The 19635-nt window shown below is 42.4% G+C and carries 12 protein-coding genes; 4 read left to right on the forward strand and 8 right to left on the reverse strand.

The annotated features are described in order from the left end of the window. Window positions 1-135 precede the first annotated feature (135 nt). From IPP74_00075 to IPP74_00110, 8 genes are all read right to left on the reverse strand, one after another. Entirely contained in the window at window positions 136-4830 is a 4695-nt protein-coding gene (locus IPP74_00075; protein MBL0317699.1) for an ankyrin repeat domain-containing protein, read from the reverse strand. A 387-nt stretch (window positions 4831-5217) separates the two neighbouring features. Further along, the gene (locus tag IPP74_00080) at window positions 5218-8985 is read right to left on the reverse strand and encodes an ankyrin repeat domain-containing protein (protein ID MBL0317700.1); all 3768 of its coding nucleotides are present in this window, start codon (window positions 8983-8985) and stop codon (window positions 5218-5220) included. A gap of 428 nt (window positions 8986-9413) precedes the next feature. Then, entirely contained in the window at window positions 9414-10925 is a 1512-nt protein-coding gene (locus IPP74_00085) for an ankyrin repeat domain-containing protein (protein ID MBL0317701.1), read from the reverse strand. Further along, complete coding sequence (locus tag IPP74_00090) at window positions 10925-11839, reverse strand: hypothetical protein (GenBank protein ID MBL0317702.1); 915 nt, start codon at window positions 11837-11839, stop codon at window positions 10925-10927. The genes IPP74_00085 and IPP74_00090 overlap by 1 nt, the downstream gene beginning before the upstream one ends. Before the next feature lie 11 nt (window positions 11840-11850). Next, window positions 11851-12837, reverse strand: coding sequence for a hypothetical protein (locus IPP74_00095; GenBank protein MBL0317703.1), 987 nt, complete (start codon window positions 12835-12837; stop codon window positions 11851-11853). Continuing rightward, window positions 12834-13865 (reverse strand): hypothetical protein, encoded by a 1032-nt coding sequence (locus tag IPP74_00100; GenBank protein ID MBL0317704.1) that lies wholly within the window; start codon window positions 13863-13865, stop codon window positions 12834-12836. Before IPP74_00100 ends, IPP74_00095 begins: the two co-directional genes overlap by 4 nt. Window positions 13866-14464: 599 nt before the next feature. Next, entirely contained in the window at window positions 14465-14725 is a 261-nt protein-coding gene (locus tag IPP74_00105) for a hypothetical protein (GenBank protein ID MBL0317705.1), read from the reverse strand. Window positions 14726-14807: 82 nt separating this feature from the next. Continuing rightward, window positions 14808-15788: a quinone oxidoreductase gene (locus IPP74_00110; GenBank protein MBL0317706.1), complete on the reverse strand. Its 981-nt coding sequence runs from the start codon at window positions 15786-15788 to the stop codon at window positions 14808-14810. Between the two features lie 30 nt (window positions 15789-15818). Here IPP74_00110 and IPP74_00115 point away from each other — a divergent pair, with 30 nt between their 5' ends. The 4 genes from IPP74_00115 to raiA all read left to right on the forward strand — a co-directional run bounded on the left by IPP74_00115 (window position 15819) and on the right by raiA (window position 19600). Further along, window positions 15819-16226: a cytochrome c-type biogenesis protein CcmH gene (locus IPP74_00115; GenBank protein ID MBL0317707.1), complete on the forward strand. Its 408-nt coding sequence runs from the start codon at window positions 15819-15821 to the stop codon at window positions 16224-16226. A gap of 391 nt (window positions 16227-16617) precedes the next feature. Next, on the forward strand, window positions 16618-17337 hold the full coding sequence (gene lptB / locus IPP74_00120; protein MBL0317708.1) for an LPS export ABC transporter ATP-binding protein: 720 nt from the start codon (window positions 16618-16620) through the stop codon (window positions 17335-17337). A 134-nt stretch (window positions 17338-17471) separates the two neighbouring features. Next, on the forward strand, window positions 17472-18986 hold the full coding sequence (gene rpoN, locus IPP74_00125; protein ID MBL0317709.1) for an RNA polymerase factor sigma-54: 1515 nt from the start codon (window positions 17472-17474) through the stop codon (window positions 18984-18986). 20 nt (window positions 18987-19006) lie between these two features. Further along, complete coding sequence (gene raiA / locus IPP74_00130; protein ID MBL0317710.1) at window positions 19007-19600, forward strand: ribosome-associated translation inhibitor RaiA; 594 nt, start codon at window positions 19007-19009, stop codon at window positions 19598-19600. The last annotated feature ends 35 nt before the right edge of the window (window positions 19601-19635 follow it).

Below are 19635 nucleotides of genomic sequence, written 5' to 3' on the forward strand. Positions count from 1 at the left end.
TCTTTCTCGCATGGACATTCATTGGGATATCACATTGAGGACACACCCTAGAAAAGCAAGGCACCACGCATCTAACAAAGGACGCCACCACATCTGTGCCCCTTCCTAATGGCGCGATGCACCAAGGTGATTTGTCTATACCCTATTCATGCCAGCCAATTGGCCATCGTTGACAACTTTAGACGTGATAAGCGTACTTCCAATACTAACGGCAGGCTTTATGGATTCTTTAATAAGGTTAGAAGTAGATGTAAGACAATACTTATTTGCTTTCGCTAATGCTTTTTCTTTATGAGCGGTGCTGATATCATCTCTTTGTTGCAGCAGGAACCTGCAAGATTCTTGACAATCAATAGTAGCAACGAGTGCTTTTCCAACATACTCAGGGGGTATGTCTTGTCTTTGCACCAACACGTGTCTGAATATTTCTTCACTATCATTTCTGGCCGCATAAATGAGTGCTTTTCCAGCATCGGCAGCGGGTATGTCTTCTCTTTGCTCCAGCAAGAGTCTGCAGATACCTTCATGTTCTTTCTTGGCAGCAAACATGAGTGCTTTTCCTGCATCAGCAGCGGGTATATCTTTTCTTTGCTCCAGCAAGAGTCTGCAGATACCTTCATATTCTTTTTTGGCAGCAAATATGAGTGCTTTTCCTGCATCAGCATCGGGTATATCTATTCTTTGCTCCAGCAAGAGTCTGCAGAGTCCTTCATGTCGGTTCTGGACAGCAATAGTTAGTGCTGTTCCAGCATCGTCATCGGGTATGTCTTTTCTTTGCTCCAGCAAGAGTCTGCAAATACCTTCATCTCTCTTTTGGGCAGCTAATGTTAGTGCTGTTCCAGCATCGTCATCGGGTATGTCTTTTCTTTGCTCCAGCAAGAGTCTGCAGATCGCTTTATCTCCCTTTTGGGCAGCTTGTGTCAATGCTTTTGCCGCATCCTGAGTTGTTATATTTGTTTTTTCTAGGAAGAGTCTGACAGTATCTTCAATTCCAAATTGGCCAGCCAAAAGTATTGCCTTGCCAGCGTCCACAGCTGTTATATCTTTTATTTCTTCCAGCAAAAACCTGACGGTATCTGTGCGGCTACAGCTAGAAGCATTAAATAATGCCTTTCTAACATCTTCAGCTGTGATATCTTCTCTTTTTTCCAGCAAGCATCTGACGGTATCTGTATTCCCCATTTGGGCAGCATTTAAGAATGCCTTTCTAACAGCTTCTGTTGTTATATCTTTTCTTTCTTCCAGCAATAATTTGACGGTATCTGTATGTCCATTTTGGGCAGCACTTACCAGTGCCAATAAGGCACAATTAGTTTTTATGTCTGTGATTTGTCTTAGCACGATCTGGCAGAAATCTGTATATCCTTTGGAGGCGGCATTAGTCAGTGCTTTTTCAGCAGCATCACAGGGTAAGCACTTTCCTTCTAAAGTTAATTTTTTCAGTAAGGTGAGACAGATTTCTTCATGACAATTTTGGGATGATTTTACGATTGATTCTATGATTATTTTAGAAATTTCGTCTTTGGAATCTTCTGCGATACTACCATTATCAAATAAAGAATCTATTAATAATTCACAAATATGATCATGTCCTTTACCAGCAGCTTCTACTAGTGCTTTTCCAGACATTATAGTCACTATATCGTTTTTTCCCTCTAATTTTAATCTATCCAGTAGGGATTTACAGGTATTTATTATTCCGTTTTCAGCAGCGTCTAATAGAACACCCCCTACATATTCAGATGCTTTATCTTTGCCTTCATTTAGAAACAAGGCATCCATAAAGTATAGGCAATTAGCTTCATCCCCTTGTACTACGGATACTGCTAGTGAATATTTAATAAGTTCGAGAGCTAGATCCATTTTCTTCTCACAGAAGAATTTTTCCAATATGAGTTTGCTAAAACCTGACTGCCCCTTTCTCATAGATTTTGCCAATATATGTTGTATATATTTATCCTCTATCACTCGTTTATCCAGGAAGATTCCGCAGATCTCGTCATTTCCTGTTTTAGCGGCATGTGCCAGTGCTTGTGCTACTGTTTTATCTTTTATTTCATCTCCCTTATTTTCGAGGATAAGAGAAACCATTTTGGAATCACCATATGCCGCAGAAATGATTAAGAATTCTGAAAATTTTTGTTGGTCAACCATTTTTTTATCTTGGCTCTTTTGAATTTTGAGTGGGTTATCAGAGGGGAGTACATTGGCATTCAATTTATCTATTTCAGATAAGAATGACTCAAATGGATCTTTTGGATCTTTTGGATCTTTTGGATCTTTAAATGTCAACTCGATAAGTTTTATCAAATTAACCTTATAAGAGTCAATTTCATTAGGCTTTGGTATATTCAATTTGTTATGTTCATTTAACTTAAAAACAATATTTAATGCCTTACAGGCGACCTCTTTCTGCTTTAGGAGCACTTGGTGATCAAAAACATAATCAACCAAATTACCCACCCTTTTTTCCAAAGAGCCTTTATCTTCAAGCAAAGAACTGTATCTTTCTATAAGTTCATGCTTTACTTTTTCAGTTTCATTATCAAATACCCATGGGAATTCTTTGCTTAGCCTGTCCAAACGCTCGTGTATCAATTTATCTTTTGCAGCCAGGAATTCCTCACGTTGTTTCTGCTCTGTATCACGTATTTCTTGAGGAATGCTATGTTTATTTTCAAAGAAATAGGCTTTAGCTAGGTTAAAAATATAGTCTTTCAGTTCTTCAACATTCATTTCTTCACCATTGAGTTTCCGCAATAGTTCTTTATCCGATTCCAAACAAGTCTTAAATGCCGACATATTGGTTTCTTTTAGCTGTTTTTCCATCTCTTCCAGGCTCTCTGAACCCATGTTTTCAATGAAACCCCGTATCGCTATACTTTTTACGAAATCCTTAAAGTTTGTTTCATTCTGTAATGTCTTGAGATAATGCCGAAGATCAGCACGTTCGCTGATATTGACCGCCCCTACTGCTAAGGATTTAAACTTTTCTTCGATCCAATTTTGCGGGGCAGTAGTCGGGAAAGAGTCTCGCCATAACTGATAGATGGTTGAAAGCGCTTGCTCCTGCTTTTCTTCTTGCGTGAGATAGCGTGAGGTACGCAGTATCCTATCCGCTTCCTTGGCCAAATCAGGATGATCTTTATCACCCTTGTACACGGTTCCATGCTGGTGGCGCGCAACGTCATCTTTTATACTCAATACCGCCAACACACTGCATTCCCAGTCATTTTCCTGGCTTTTATAAGGACTCTGTTGATAACCATCTATAGGGGAATCACATCCCAAAGTACTGGTGAGTGTCATCAATAACGGGTTTTTGATACTGGCTTGCCGTGTTGACTCTTGATGGTCATAGACGCGCAACTGCTTCAATTTTCTATCCACCACAACGCCTATCATGTGTGCTTGGCTGACGGCATAAGGGAAAACAAAGAACCTTTTCTCGCCATGCGTCTCCATCGCGGCTCGGAGCACGATTGACAATTGACTGTCCTGGCTGACTTCATGGCCTGATACAACATGAACATCGCTCTGCTCAGCAAAAGCAACCTGCAATGCACGCAGGGTTTGAATAAGGTCAAAACCACCTTTGCCATTGATTTGGGTGCGTTTAAGCTCTATGGCCACTTCACAATCTTCTAAAAAGATGTCCATTGCCAGTACCTGGCGCATATTATGGTCTGCATCCCTTGCCATCAGATATTCTGGAGAACCTTTATAGGCTTCCAATCCAGCTTTTACAGCATCAAAATCGCCACCGGCAACCGTATACGTAATGCCCCCGTCCTTATTCAATTGTGCAGCGAAGCTGAAGTCCTTCCCATTATGGTTAAATGCAAACCCATCCCAAATAATACGGGTCGTTTTTTCACTAACATGCTTCGGAAATATCCCTTCAAACATATAACGTGGGAAATTCGTATGTTCCCACATGGTACCAGGAGCTGGGATATAGGTGATGGTTGCATTTTTACCGCTTTCACTCACCTGGATATTAAAACAGGCTTCTTTACGGGCAAACACTAATTGCCGGCCTGACACTTCATCAAGAATCTGTTGCAACACGTCTTGGTTTAGCTTCTGCTCCTGGTGGTCTATCAACCTTATCTTTTCTGCGTACTGGGGCAGAATCTGATCACGCAACCCTTTGCGTTTCTGCGTGGCGAGTTCTGCACTACCAGCAATATCCTTTGATTTCTTTTTAAAGTCAAAAAGCGATGATGTATCATGGCTATAAATGGTGGTGCCATTCCAGACTTGCTGTTGACCCTCTTTTGTGCTCAGCTTTTGTACGATTTCCTTACCGTGCTTAGCGAGGTGACCCGCCATTTTATAGGCAAATACTGAACAATTACGGTTGTCATCGGGTAATTGAAATTGATTGGAAGAGGAGTGAATGATGCACTCTGGAAATGCTTCATGCAGGGCAGCAGCGATATTAACATTAGGCGCATATGTATCCCCCAATCCCTGTGGATCCACAATCAAAGCATGGATGCTCCCTTGTACATTGACCATATAGAGGTTGATGGCATGAATATAAGGGCGGACAATGCTGAGGCATTCTGTGTCTGGCTGTGACATCTCGTGTTTAAGGTGCTGAAGCAGAACCCGTAAATCTTCTGTCCCACCTAAAAAGTAAGCATGCTTCAGACCATAACGATCTTTAACCCTGACTTTAAAGATAACCGCAAGCTGTTCATGTTCCAGGGCTAAATCATTCTCCCTCTTACCCTTACCAAAACGATTGATTTGAGAGGTTTGCATCCATTGGTTGAGGATAGGCTGAATAGACGTTGTTTCTGAAGAGCCTTGGGTTTTCATACTATTTTCCAAATAATTAACGACAATGATAATTCATTATACTAAATAATTATTGTAGTGATGTGACTTAACAATAGAAAACCATTAGAGACGAGAATAAAAACATAGAAAATTTTAAAATCTCTAGCCCGGTTACTTCATAAAGCAGTTCATTTCTGATTAATTCTGTCGAGTGGTTGCTTTTTGTTATTAAACCGTGAACGAAAGAGATTTTTTAGGATGATTTCCAGATTTTGAACACACTTCCCCCCTACCACCATTATTTGCAAGTGTCAGGGGGGAAGCAGAGGAAAAGATGTTGATGGAGGTAATGGGAAGCCCGAACGTAAATACGCCTGGTATTCCCGGTAATCAGAGCACCAATATCGATAATCTATAGGCCTAGCTCTATTTTGATCTGGCGACTTTCTGCCCTACGGTAAAGCTGTCAGCGCTAGAAGTGATACGCGTACTGCCTATACTGACAGGAGGATTTATAGATTCTTTAATAAGGCCAGCGATAGCCTTGTTATTATGTTTATTTGCCTCATTTAATGCCGCCTGTTTATGACTGTGGTCGATATCACTTCTTTCTTCCAGTAAGAGTACGCAGAGACCTTCATTTCCTCTTTTGGCAACTTCTACCAGTGCGAATCCAGCATCGTTAACATTTATGTTTTTTCTTGTCTCAAGCAAGAGTCTGCAGACATCTTCTTTTCCTTCTTTGGCAGCCTCTACCAGTGCACTTCCTGCATCAAAAACCTCTATGTATCCTGTGTTCAGCAAGAGTCTGCAGACATCTTCTTTTCCATTTGCGGCAGCGACTACCAGGACCATTCCAGCATCATAATTCCTTAATTTTCCTGCATTCAGCAAGAGTGTGCAGGCCCCTACATTTCCTCTTTTTGCAGCTTCTTCCATGGCTCTTCTAGCAGCAAAACAATCCATGTTTACTGTCTTCATCAAGAGTGCTAAGACACACTCATTGCCATTTTGGGCAGCCGCTACTAGAGCCGATTCAGCCTGTAAAGCATTTATGTCTTTTCTTGTCTCAAGCAAGAGTCTGCAGACATCTTCATTTCCTGTTTTCGCAGCTTCTTCCAATACCCAGCCAACGACGTTAGCTGTTATGTCATTTCTTTTGTCTAACAAAAGTTTGCAGATATCTGCACGGCCATTTTCAACAGCTACTCCCAGTGCCTTTCCAGCATCTTCAACCACTATGTCGTTTCTTTCCTGCAGGAAAAGTTCGCAAATATCATAGTAGCCTTTTTGGGTTGCTTTTCGTAGTCCTAACCCGATTTCTTCAGCTGTTATATCTTTTCGTTTTTTCAGCAAGACGTTGCATATATCCTTATATCCATGTTTGACAGCACGCTTCAATGCCACACTTGCATAATCAACTCTTATATTATTGAACTTATCCATGATTAGAAGGAAGCTGTCTAGATCACCATATCCCGCAGAAGCGACTAATATTTTTGAAAATCTTTTTTGGTCATCGATATTTTTATTTTGGTCCTTTTGAATTGTGAGGGGGTTATCAGAGGGTAGTTCATTGGCATTCAATTTATCTATTTCAGATAAGAATGACTCAAATGGATTTTGTGAACCACGAAATCTCGACTCGATATGTTTTATCAAATTATCCTTATAAGAGTCAAATTCATTAGGCTCTGGTATATTCAGTTTCTCATGTTCCTTCAACTGCAAAACAATATTTAATGCCTTACAGGCGTCCTCTTTCTGCTTTAGGAGCACTTGGTGATCAAAAACATTATCAACCAAATTACCCACTCTTTTTTCCAAAGAGACCATATTTTTATCTTCAAGCAAAGAACTGTATCTTTCTATAAGTTCATGCTTTACTTTTTCAGTTCTATTGTCAAATAACCATGGGAATTCTTTGCTTAGCCTGTCCAAACGCTCGTGTATCAATTTCTCTTTTTCAGCCAAGAATTCCTCACGTTGTTTCTGCTCTGTATCGCGTATTTCTTGAGGAATGCTATGTTTAGTTTCAAAGAAATAGGCTTTAGCTAGGTTAAAAATATAGTCTTTTAATTCTTCAACATTCATTTCTTCACCATTGAGTTTCCGCAATGGTTTATTATCCGATTCCAAACAAGTCTTAAATGCCGACATATTGGTTTCTTTTAGCTGTTTTTCCATCTCTTCCAGGCTCTCTGAACCCATGTTTTCAATGAAACCCCGTATCGCTATACTTTTTACGAAATCCTTAAAGTTTGTTTCATTCTGTAATGTCTTGAGATAATGCCGAAGATCAGCACGTTCGCTGATATTGACCGCCCCTACTACTAAGGATTTAAACTTTTCTTCGATCCAATTTTGCGGGGCAGTAGTCGGGAAAGAATCTCGCCATAACTGATAGATGGTTGAAAGCGCTTGATCCTGCTTTTCTTCTTGCGTGAGATAGCGAGAGGTACGCAGTATCCTATCCGCTTCCTTTGCCAAAACAGGATGATATTTATCGCCCTTGTGCACGGTTCCATGCTGGTGGCGCGCAACGTCATCTTTTATACTCAATACCGCCAACACACTGCATTCCCAGTCATTTTCCTGGCTTTTATAAGGGCTCTGTTGATAACCATCTATAGGGGAATCATATCCCAAAGTACTGGCTAGTGTATTCAATAGAGTTTTTTCGATACTGGCTTGCCGTGTTGACTCTTGATGGTCATAGACGCGCAACTGCTTCAATTCTCTATCCACCACAACGCCTATCATGTGTGCTTGGCTGACGGCATAAGGGAAAACAAAGAACCTTTTCTCGCCATGCGTCTCCATCGCGGCTCGGAGCACGATTGACAATTGACTGTCCTGGCTGACCTCATGGCCTGTTACAACATGAACATCGCTCTGCTCAGCAAAAGCAACCTGCAATGCACGCAGGGTTTGAATAAGGTCAAAACCACCTTTGCCATTGATTTGGCTGCGTTTAAGTTCTATGGCCACTTCACAATCTTCTAAAAAGATGTCCATTGCCAGTGCCTGGCGCATATTATGGTCTGCATCCATTGCCATAATATAATCTGGAGAACGTTTATAGGCCTGCAGCCCAGCTTCTACGGCATCAAGATCACCACCGGCAACCGTATACGTAATGCCCCCGTCCTTATTCAATTGTGCAGCGAAGCTGAAGTCGTTCCCATTATGGTTAAATGCAAACCCATCCAAAATAATACGGGTCGTTTTTTCACTAACATGCTTCGGAAATATCCCTTCAAACATATAACGTGGGAAATTCGTATGTTCCCACACGGTACCAGGAGCTGGGATATAGGTGATGGTTGCATTTTTACCGCTTTCACTCACCTGGATATTAAAACAGGCTTCTTTACGGGCAAACACTAATTGCCGGCCTGACACTTCATCAAGAATCTGTTGCAGCACAGCTTGGTTTAGCTTCTGCGCCTGGTGGTCTATCAACCCTATCTTTTCTGCGTACTGGGGCAGAATCTGATCACGCAACCCTATGCGTTTCTGCGTAGCGAGTTCCGCACTACCAGCAATATCCTTTGATTTCTTTTTAAAGGCAAAAAGCGATGATGTATCATGGCTATGAATGATGAAGCCATTCCAATCTTGCTGTTGCCCCCCTACTGTGCTCAGCTTTTGTACGATTTCCTTACCGTTCTTAGCGAGGTGACCAGCCATTTTATAGGCAAATACTGAACAATTACGGTTGTCATCGGGTAATTGAAATTGATTGGAAGAGGAGTGAATGGTGCACTCTGGAAATGCTTCATGCAGGGCAGCCGCAATATTAACATTAGGCGCATATGTATCCCCCCATCCCTGTGGATCCACAATCAAAGCATGGATTCTCCCTTGTAGATTGACCATATAGAGGTTCGTGGCATGAATATAAGGGCGGACAATGCTGAGGCATTCTGTGTCTGGCTGTGACATCTCGTGTTTGAGGTGTTGAAGCAGAACCCGTAAATCCTCTGTCCCACCTAAAAAGTAACCATGCTTGAGATGATGACGATCTTTAACCCCGACTTTAAAGATAACCGCAAGCTGTTCATGTTCCAGGGCTAAATCATTCTCCCTCTTACCCGATTTTAAATTAAAACGATTGATTTGAGAGGTTCCCATCCACTGGTTGAGGATAGGCCGAATAGACGTTGCTTCTGAAGAGCCCTGGTTTTTCATACTATTTTCTAAATAATTAATGATAATGACAATTCATTATACTAACTAATTATTATGACAATATGATTTAATAATATAAAAACACTGCAAACACAAAACAAAATATAGAAATTGTAAAATTTCTATCCCGGATATTTCATGAAGCAGTTCTTTTCTGAATAATTCTGTCGAGTGGTTGCTTTTTGTTATTAAGCCGTCAACGAAAGAGATTTTTTAGGATGATTTCCAGATTTTGGACACACTTCCCCCTTACCACCATTATTTGCAAGTGTCGGGGGGAAGCACAGGCATTTTCGATTATTCCGTTGCCAGGGGTTTTGCAATGAGGAGGAAAAGATGTTGATGGAGGTAATGGGAAGCCCGAACGTAGATACGCCTGGTATTCCTGGTAATCACAGCACCAACATCGATAATCTATAGGCCTAGCTCTATTTTGATCTGGCGACTTGCTGCCCTGCGGTGAAGCTGCCAGCGCTAGAAGTGATACGCGTACTACCTATACTGACGGGAGGATTTATGGATTCATCAATAAGGCCAGCGATAGCCTTGTAAGTACTGGGATATGCCTCACTTAATGCCTGCTGTTTATAACTGGCACTGATATCACTTCTTTTTTTCAGTAAGAGTACGCAGACATCATCATGTACATTTCGGACAGCTCGTAGCAGTGCCTCTCCAGCATGCTGGACGGTTATGTCTTTTTTTGTCTCCAGCACGAGTCTGCAGAGACCTTCATTTCCTCTATTGGCAGCGTCTACCAGTACGAATCCAGCAGCGTCGGCTGCTATATCATTTCTTGTCTCCAGCACCAGTGTGCAGAGACCTTCATGCCCTTTTTTAGCAGCTTCTACCACTGCTCTTCCAGCAGCGCAAGCTGCTATATTTTTTCTTGCCTCAAGCACGAGTCTGAAGAGACCTTCATTTCCATTTTTGGCAGCTTCTATCAGCGCACTTCCAGCAGCGTCAGCTGTTATATCATTTTTCCTCATCAAGTATCCGCAGAGACTTTCATTTCCTCTTTTGGCAGCTTCTATCAGCGCACTTCCAGCAGCGTCAGCTGTTATATCATTTTTCCTCATCAAGTATCCGCAGAGGCTTTCATTTCCTCTTTTGGCAGCTTCTACCATTGCCTTTCCAGCATCGTTAACCAGTATGTCTTTTTTTGTCTCCAGTAAAAGTCTGCAGAGATCTTCATTATCTTTTTTGGCAGCTTCTATCAGTGCCCGTCCAGCATCGTCAGCAGTTATGTCTTTTCTTTTATCCAGCAAGAGTCTGCAGAGATCTTCATTGCCTCTTATGGCAGCTTGTAACAGCGCCCGTCCAGCATCCCCAACCTGTATGTGTCCTGTCTTCAGAAAGAGTCTGCAAAGACCTTCTTTGCCTTTTTTGGCAGCCTCTACCAGAGCCAATCCAGCATATTCAGCTACTTTGTCATTTTTTACCTTCAAGAGCTCGCCTAGCAAGAGTCTGCAAACATCTTCATTTCCTTTTTTGGCAGCCTCTACCAGAGCCAATCCAGCATATTCAGCTACTTTGTCATTTTTTACCTTCAAGAGCTCGCCTAGCAAGAGTCTGCAAACATCTTCATTTCCTTTTTTGGCAGCCTCTACCAGAGCCAATCCAGCATATTTCGCTACTTTGTCATTTTTTACCTTCAAGAGCTCGCCTAGCAAGAGTCTGCAAACATCTTCATTTTCTTTTTTGGAAGCTCCTACCAGAGCCCATCCAACATATTTCGCTACTTTGTCATTTTTTACTTTCAAGAGCTCGCCTAGCAAGAGTCTGCAAATATCTTCATTTCCTGTTTTCGCAGCTTCTTCCAATCCCCAGCCAGCAACCTTAGCTGTTATGTCATTTCTTTTGTCTAACAAAAGTTTGCAGATATCTGCACGGCCATTTTCAACAGCTACTCCCAGTGCCTTTCCAGCATCAGCAACCACTATGTCGTTTCTTTCCTGCAGGAAAAGTTCGCAAATATCATAGTAGCCTTTTGGGTTGCTTTTCGTAGTCCTAACCCGATTTCTTCAGCTGTTATATCTTTTCGTTTTTTCAGCAAGACGTTGCATATATCCTTATATCCATGTTTGACAGCACACTTCAATGCCATACTTGCATAATCAACTCTTATATTATTGAACTTATCCATGATTAGAAGGAAGCTGTCTAGATCACCATATCCCGCAGAAGCGACTAATATTTTTGAAAATCTTTTTTGGTCATCGATATTTTTATTTTGGTCCTTTTGAATTTTGAGTGGGTTATCAGAGGGTAGTTCATTGGCATTCAATTTATCTATTTCAGATAAGAATGACTCAAATGGATCTTGTGAACCACGAAATCTCGACTCGATATGTTTTATCAAATTATCCTTATAAGAGTCAAATTCATTAGGCTCTGGTATATTCAGTTTCTCATGTTCCTTCAACTGCAAAACAATATTTAATGCCTTACAGGCGTCCTCTTTCTGCTTTAGGAGCACTTGGTGATCAAAAACATTATCAACCAAATTACCCACTCTTTTTTCCAAAGAGCCTTTATCTTCAAGCAAAGAATTGTATCTTTCTATAAGTTCATGCTTTACTTTTTCAGTTCTATTGTCAAAGAACCATGGGAATTCTTTGCTTAGCCTGTCCAAACGCTCGTGTATCAATTTATCTTTTGTAGCCAAGAATTCCTCACGTTGTTTCTGCTCTGTATCGCGTATTTCTTGAGGAATGCTATGTTTGGTTTCAAAGAAATAGGCTTTAGCTAGGTTAAAAATATAGTCTTTCAGTTCTTCAACATTCATTTCTTCACCATTGAGTTTCCGCAATAGTTCTTTATCCGATTCCAAACAAGTCTTAAATGCCGACATATTGGTTTCTTTTAGCTGTTTTCCATCTCTTCCAGGCTCTCTGAACCCATGTTTTCAATGAAACCCCGTATCGCTATACTTTTTACGAAATCCTTAAAGTTTGTTTCATTCTGTAATGTCTTGAGATAATGCCGAAGATCAGCACGTTCGCTGATATTGACCGCCCCTACTGCTAAGGATTTAAACTTTTCTTCGATCCAATTTTGCGGGGCAGTAGTCGGGAAAGAGTCTCGCCATAACTGATAGATGGTTGAAAGCGCTTGCTCCTGCTTTTCTTCTTGCGTGAGATAGCGTGAGGTACGCAGTATCCTATCCGCTTCCTTGGCCAAATCAGGATGATCTTTATCACCCTTGTACACGGTTCCATGCTGGTGGCGCGCAACGTCATCTTTTATACTCAATACCGCCAACACACTGCATTCCCAGTCATTTTCCTGGCTTTTATAAGGACTCTGTTGATAACCATCTATAGGGGAATCACATCCCAAAGTACTGGTGAGTGTCATCAATAACGGGTTTTTGATACTGGCTTGCCGTGTTGACTCTTGATGGTCACAGACGCGCAACTGCTTCAATTTTCTATCCACCACAACGCCTATCATGTGTGCTTGGCTGACGGCATAAGGGAAAACAAAGAACCTTTTCTCGCCATGCGTCTCCATCGCGGCTCGGAGCACGATTGACAATTGACTGTCCTGGCTGACTTCATGGCCTGATACAACATGAACATCGCTCTGCTCAGCAAAAGCAACCTGCAATGCACGCAGGGTTTGAAAAAGGTCAAAACCACCTTTGCCATTGATTTGGGTGCGTTTAAGCTCTATGGCCACTTCACAATCTTCTAAAAAGATGTCCATTGCCAGTACCTGGCGCATATTATGGTCTGCATCCCTTGCCATCAGATATTCTGGAGAACCTTTATAGGCTTCCAATCCAGCTTTTACAGCATCAAAATCGCCACCGGCAACCGTATACGTAATGCCCCCGTCCTTATTCAATTGTGCAGCGAAGCTGAAGTCCTTCCCATTATGGTTAAATGCAAACCCATCCAAAATAATACGGGTCGTTTTTTCACTAACATGCTTCGGAAATATCCCTTCAAACATATAACGTGGGAAATTCGTATGTTCCCACACGGTACCAGGAGCTGGGATATAGGTGATGGTTGCATTTTACCGCTTTCACTCACCTGGATATTAAAACAGGCTTCTTTACGGGCAAACACTAATTGCCGGCCTGACACTTCATCAAGAATCTGTTGCAACACGTCTTGGTTTAGCTTCTGCTCCTGGTGGTCTATCAACCTTATCTTTTCTGCGTACTGGGGCAGAATCTGATCACGCAACCCTTTGCGTTTCTGCGTGGCTTGTGCGGTATTACCAGCTATATTGTGTGATTTCTTTTTAAAGTCAAAAAGCGATGATGTATCATGGCTATAAATGGTGGTGCCATTCCAGACTTGCTCTTGACCCTCTTTTGTGCTCAGTTCTTGTATGATGGCTTTCCCGTGCTTAGCAAAGTAGCCCGCCATTTTATAGGAAAATACAGAACAATTACGGTTATCGCTTGTTAATTGAAATTGATTGGACGAGGAGTGAATCTTGCACCCTGGAAATGCTTCATGCAGGGCAGCAGCGATATTAACATTAGGCGCATATGTATCCCCCAATCCCTGTGGATCCACAATCAAAGCATGGATGCTCCCTTGTACATTGACCATATAGAGGTTGATGGCATGAATATAAGGGCGGACAATGCTGAGGCATTCTGTGTCTGGCTGTGACATCTCGTGTTTAAGGTGCTGAAGCAGAACCCGTAAATCTTCTGTCCCACCTAAAAAGTAAGCATGCTTCAGACCATAACGATCTTTAACCCCGACTTTAAAGATAACCGCAAGCTGTTCATGTTCCAGGGCTAAATCATTCTCCCTCTTACCCTTACCAAAACGATTGATTTGAGAGGTTTGCATCCATTGGTTGAGGATAGGCTGAATAGACGTTGTTTCTGAAGAGCCTTGGGTTTTCATACTATTTTCTAAATAATTAACGACAATGATAATTCATTATACTAACTAATTATTGTGGTAATATGATTTAATAATATAAAAACATTTCACACGCTAATTAAAACATAGAAAATTGTAAAATCACGAGTGAGGGAAGCCATCTGCCGCCCATAGGTGACCCATCCTACTGGCGCAATGCACCGCGGGTATTGGTATCGACAAGTGCGTTGATCAATAATCCAGTTCTATTTTGATCTGGCTACTTGCTGCCCTGCGTTGGAGCTGCCAGGACTAGAAGTGATAACAGTATTTCCTATCCTGATGGAAGGATTTATGGGCTGTTGAATAAGGTCAACAATAGCCCTGCAAGTGCTAATATTAATTAATTAATTATGAAATACAACAGAATACCATCAAAATTATCATCCATGCAAACTAAACATAGAAATCTGTTTATGAAGGTGGCTGATACATTTTTTTCTTGGTTTGGCAGCCACTACCAACGCCAAGCCAACAGCGTCCGCTGGTATGCTTGCTCTTTCCCAGCAAGTATTTGCAGAATACGACGCATAGCATGTTAACCACGCATCATTGTCGTCAAACACGACTCGATAATAAACTTAGTACTCAGCGTCTTTGGCTTCATCCAGCTGATTCATCGACTGGTTGATTTCTTCCTGGGTAATACCCTGGTCGCTCATACAGCGCGAAAAGACAACTTCAAAAGGAACTTCTACGGATTGATCTGCCCTGGCAGAACACATGTTATACGCGGATGAATAAGCCTCGTCTGCTGCTTGTTCGTCAGCTGCATAGCACAGCGTAGAAAAAGAAATAACGACCACACTAGACAAAATCGGAAGAATTTTAAAAGCAGTCATAAAGACTCCACATGCCTTACTTTCCACACGTTCCCAACACGGCTATTGTACCATATTCCAACTCATAAATATAGCCAAATCCTTAAGAAACTTTTAACACCTGCTGGCCTATAACTTTACGGGCTTCCAGATCTTTATGCGCCTTGGCCACCTGGGCTATGGGCAGGATTTGATGGATATGGGGCCTGATGATCCCCTGTTCCATCCGGGTGAAAACTTCACTGGCAGAAAGTACCAGTTCGTTACGGTCAGCCTTATACATATAGACAGTAGGCCGGCTCAAAAACAGCGAACGAGCTGCCAGATGGGCAACTTCAAAATTGTCTATGAGCCCTGAAGGTTCTCCGATAGAAGCCATAAGTCCAAGAGAGGAAAGACATTTGAGTGATTCATAAAAGGTGGCTTTTCCTACCCCATCATAGACTACTTTAACCCCCTCGCCTTTAGTAATACCCATGACGATTTCAGAAAAACGCGGATACTTAGTGTAATTAATAACTGCATGGCATCCAGCCTTTTTCGCATGCGCAATTTTATGGTCACTACCAACAGTCCCTATCACCATAGCCCCGCCAGCAGAAGCCCATTGGCACAGTATCTGCCCTAACCCACCTGCCGCGGCATGGACTAACACGATGGAACCCGGCATGATCAACACTAGCCTTGTTAATAAATAATGAGCGGTAAGCCCTCTTAAAAAACACGCAGCGACGGGTTCATCATCGAGGTAATCAGGAATTTTAATCAGGTAACGTTCGTGAATCAGGCGTTTAGTACCATAACTGCCCACAGGTAATGTGGCATAAACGATCCGATCGCCTTCTTTAAACCCTTTTACATTTGGACCAACGGCTTCCACGATACCCGTTGCTTCGGTACCAGGTACCAGGGGCTTGGGAGCGGGATACACGCCATTGCGATGAAATACGTCAATATAACTAACTCCCACAACGGTGTGCCGTACTAACACCTCGTGCCCCTTAGGAATAAGATCTGAATAGTGCCGCCATTCCATGGTCTCTACACCACCTGGACTCTGGACAACCCACGCTTCTACTGGCATACTACAATAACCTTTTTATAGAGTCAGTATATGCGAATTTTTTCTCTTATCCTAGTGCTTATTGCTATCTCTTTTGGCTGTGCCGATAGCTGGGCACAGATAAAAGCAAAAGAAGAGCCCATGCCTACTCCCAAACAGGAAGAACAGGCGCAAGATATTTTTAAAACGCTTCGCTGCATGGTATGCGAAGGGCAAAGTATCGATGCCTCCAAAGCCGAATTAGCAGTCGATATGCGCGTCCTTATCCGTGACATGCTCAAACAAGGTAAAACCGAAGATGAAATTCGCACCTATCTGGTGGGGAAATACGGCGAGACCATCACGATGAAAATTGGCAATAAACCCGGGATAACCGTCTTAATCCTACTGCCCTTTATTGTCTTATTGATGGCAATGATTATTATCATGCGAAAGGTTAATAGTAAGCGGGAAAATTAAACATAAGAGACTTTTGAAGTGGCGCTATCTAGATAAATATCACACAAGCAATCAGTAGTTTCATCTTTAATATTTATTATTTTCAATAGATTTCAATACCCTCTTCTACTTTGAGGAGGGGCAGATTCCTTCATGCAGTCCCTGAAATTAGTTCTAGGCACGCCATTCAAATAATCCCGCTAACACCCGTTACGCATCTATAAACCCTCTTTTAACCTATTCTCCGCTAGAATAAAAAATCACTGGTCGCATCGCTTTAATTGGGCTAGTATGCTTATTCTCTAAACGGCTCAACCCCAGGAAAAAGGCAAATCCTGTGTCCGATAAACGGAAAGACCCCTCATTAACTGGGGGCACATCACACTTTAAACCACAGCTTGTCGCTAATAATATGGGGCTACGAGCAACGAATCTTGGAAAAATTTATGATGGTAGGCCAGTAGTCCGCGATATCAGTATCCAGGTTCAACGTGGCGAAGCCGTAGGGGTACTGGGTCCCAACGGTGCGGGTAAAACCACAACCTTCTATATGATTTCAGGACTGGTCAATCCCGATTATGGAAACATCAAGCTGGATGATCATGATATCACCTCTTTACCTATGTACCGACGTTCACGACTTGGCATTGGTTATCTGCCACAGGAAGCTTCGATTTTCAGAGGCATGAGTGTTGAAGAAAATATCCTCAGCGTTTTAGAACTTAACGAGCCGATTATCGAAAAACGCCAAACCGAACTGGACGAATTGTTAGCCGAATTCTCCATCACGCACTTACGCCGCACATCAGCACTGGCATTATCAGGTGGTGAAAGGCGACGTGTCGAAATAGCGCGTGCCCTTGCCTCTAACCCGTCCTTTATTTTACTCGATGAACCCTTTGCCGGTGTTGACCCTATTGCAGTCAATGACATACGTAACCTGGTATCACACCTTAAAGACCGTGGCATTGGTGTACTCATTACCGACCACAATGTCCGCGAAGCCATGGGGATTATCGACCGCGCATACATCATCCATGATGGCACGGTCTTAATGGAAGGTAAACCATCTGAAATTGTGAAGGATACCGAAGTTCGGCGGGTTTATTTGGGCGAAAAATTCAGCCTTTAAACCCGAAACTCATCCCACCAAGACGTGTCCCCTGACCAATTTTACTCTATCATAGCCGACACTCCCTAAATCCCCTTGCTGCAGCCTTGGCCTTCTGATATTCTTGAATCCAGGGGAATAAAAGGGGGGTACACATGCGGGGGCGTGGAAGCACACACATTGGTTTGCATCAAGGGGGCAGTCAACGGCAGCGCCAGGAACAAAGCCTGCAATTGACGCCAGAACTCAAGGAGTCCATAGAGTTACTGCAATTACCATCCGTTGATGTCCTTGCTATCATTCAGCAAGAGATAGAACAAAACCCCTTTCTCACTACACAGGAATTAGAAGATATCAAAGCCAGCGATGATATACCCGACTCAACGAGGGATATAGACGCAGATAACAACGCCGATGTTGAATCTGATGAGTCTGATTTTCAAGAACACGAACAGGAACATCAAAACCCCTGGGATAACGCCGATATTGATATGGACGATTATCAGGCAGGTTTTTCTTATGCAGCCTTTCAATCTAAACACCATGAAGCCGGCGATGATGGCGATTATTTTGAATCGCTATCGCAGCAACCCAATCTTAAACAGCATCTTCTGCAGCAAGTGGAGTGCATGGGGCTTCCGTTTGCACAACAGATCGTTATGAACCATCTCATCGATTTGATCGAAGCCGATGGATATATCCGCGAAGATATCTATCAGATATCATTGATACTCGGCGCAAACCAACACGATATTGACCTTGGCTTAATGGCATTACAGCAATGTGAGCCTGTGGGGATCGGCGCTAGGGACCTCAAAGAATGTTTATCGCTGCAACTGGCTGATCAAGGGCTTCTTACGAAGGAAATGGCACTATTGTTAGACCATCTTGAATTGCTGGGTAAACATAAGCATGATGCGTTGGCATCCCTATGTCAGGTTCCCTCCTCTATGCTGCAGATTATGATCGCCGACATCAAGGCTTGCAACCCCAAACCTGGCCTTGCTTTTGCGCATGAACCAACCATTGCCGCCATTCCTGATATTTTTGTTAGAAGAGGAAAATTCGGCCAATGGCTCATTGAGTTGAACCAGGAGCTACTGCCCCAGGTACTTATCAACCAACAATACCGGGTGATGCTGGATACCCATCATCAACACGAACAACTCAAAACATACATCACCAACCAGTGTCAACATGCGCAGTTTTTAGTCCGCGCCCTACACCAGCGTGCCCAGAGTATTTTGAAAGTCACTACCGAAATTGTGTTTAAGCAGGAAGCTTTCTTTCTGCATGGTATTCATCACTTAAAACCCATGACACTGAGCGTTATTGCAGAAGCTGTTGGATTGCATGAAAGCACGATCAGCAGAATTGTTAACCAGAAATTTATGTCTACACCGCGTGGATTATTTGAATTGCGTTATTTTTTATCCTCAGGACTGGTCCAAGAAAACAGTGACCATGCAATTTCTAGCCTTGCTGTTAAGCAAAAAATAAAAGATGTGATTGATAATGAATTACCCAGTGCTATACTCTCAGATGAGGATATTGTTTCTCATCTGCGTGGAAAGGGAATAACCCTATCTAGGCGCACCGTTACAAAATATCGGGAAGCGCTAAAAATAGGTTCATCATCGCAGCGCAGACGACAAAAAATAGTAAGCTAATTTATGAGGGAGTGAACATCATGAAAATTACAGTTTCCGGCCAGCAAATGGATATCGGTACAGCGATACAAGAATACGTTCAAAATGAGATTGAGCAGAAAGTCTCTAAATTCTTCGAGCGTGCCGTTGGCGCCGATGTTATTTTTGCTAAAAAAGGCGCCTTCTTCCATGCTTCTATTCAAGTTAACGAAGGCACAGGTGTATTGCCAACCATTCGTGGCCGCGGCGATTCACAAGACGCCCATGCCGCATTCGATATCGCCCTTAAACGTATTGAACAACAGCTTCGCAAATATAAAGGGCGGATTAAAAACCATCGCCATCCAAGTACAGGCAGCATTGCAGCCAAACAGGAAGCTTTTTATGAAGGTCATAAATATGTGATCGAAAATAAAGCCGAAGAAGCCTCTTCCGAAGAGATCCCCGTTATTGTTGCAGAAAGAGCTCATAATATTGATACACTAACCGTGGGTGAAGCTGTCATGCACATGGAATTGGCTAATCTTCCTGCACTTATGTTTATTAATAAAAAAACAGGAACCATCTGCGTGGTTTATTTCCGTCATGACGGCAATATTTCATGGGTTGATTCTCGCATTCAAGCTGCTGCATAATAACCAAATGTAACATTGCAGTGATAGGGGGACGG

The organism is Alphaproteobacteria bacterium, assembly GCA_016722515.1.
Taxonomy (GTDB): Bacteria; Pseudomonadota; Alphaproteobacteria; order Rickettsiales; family JADKJE01; genus JADKJE01.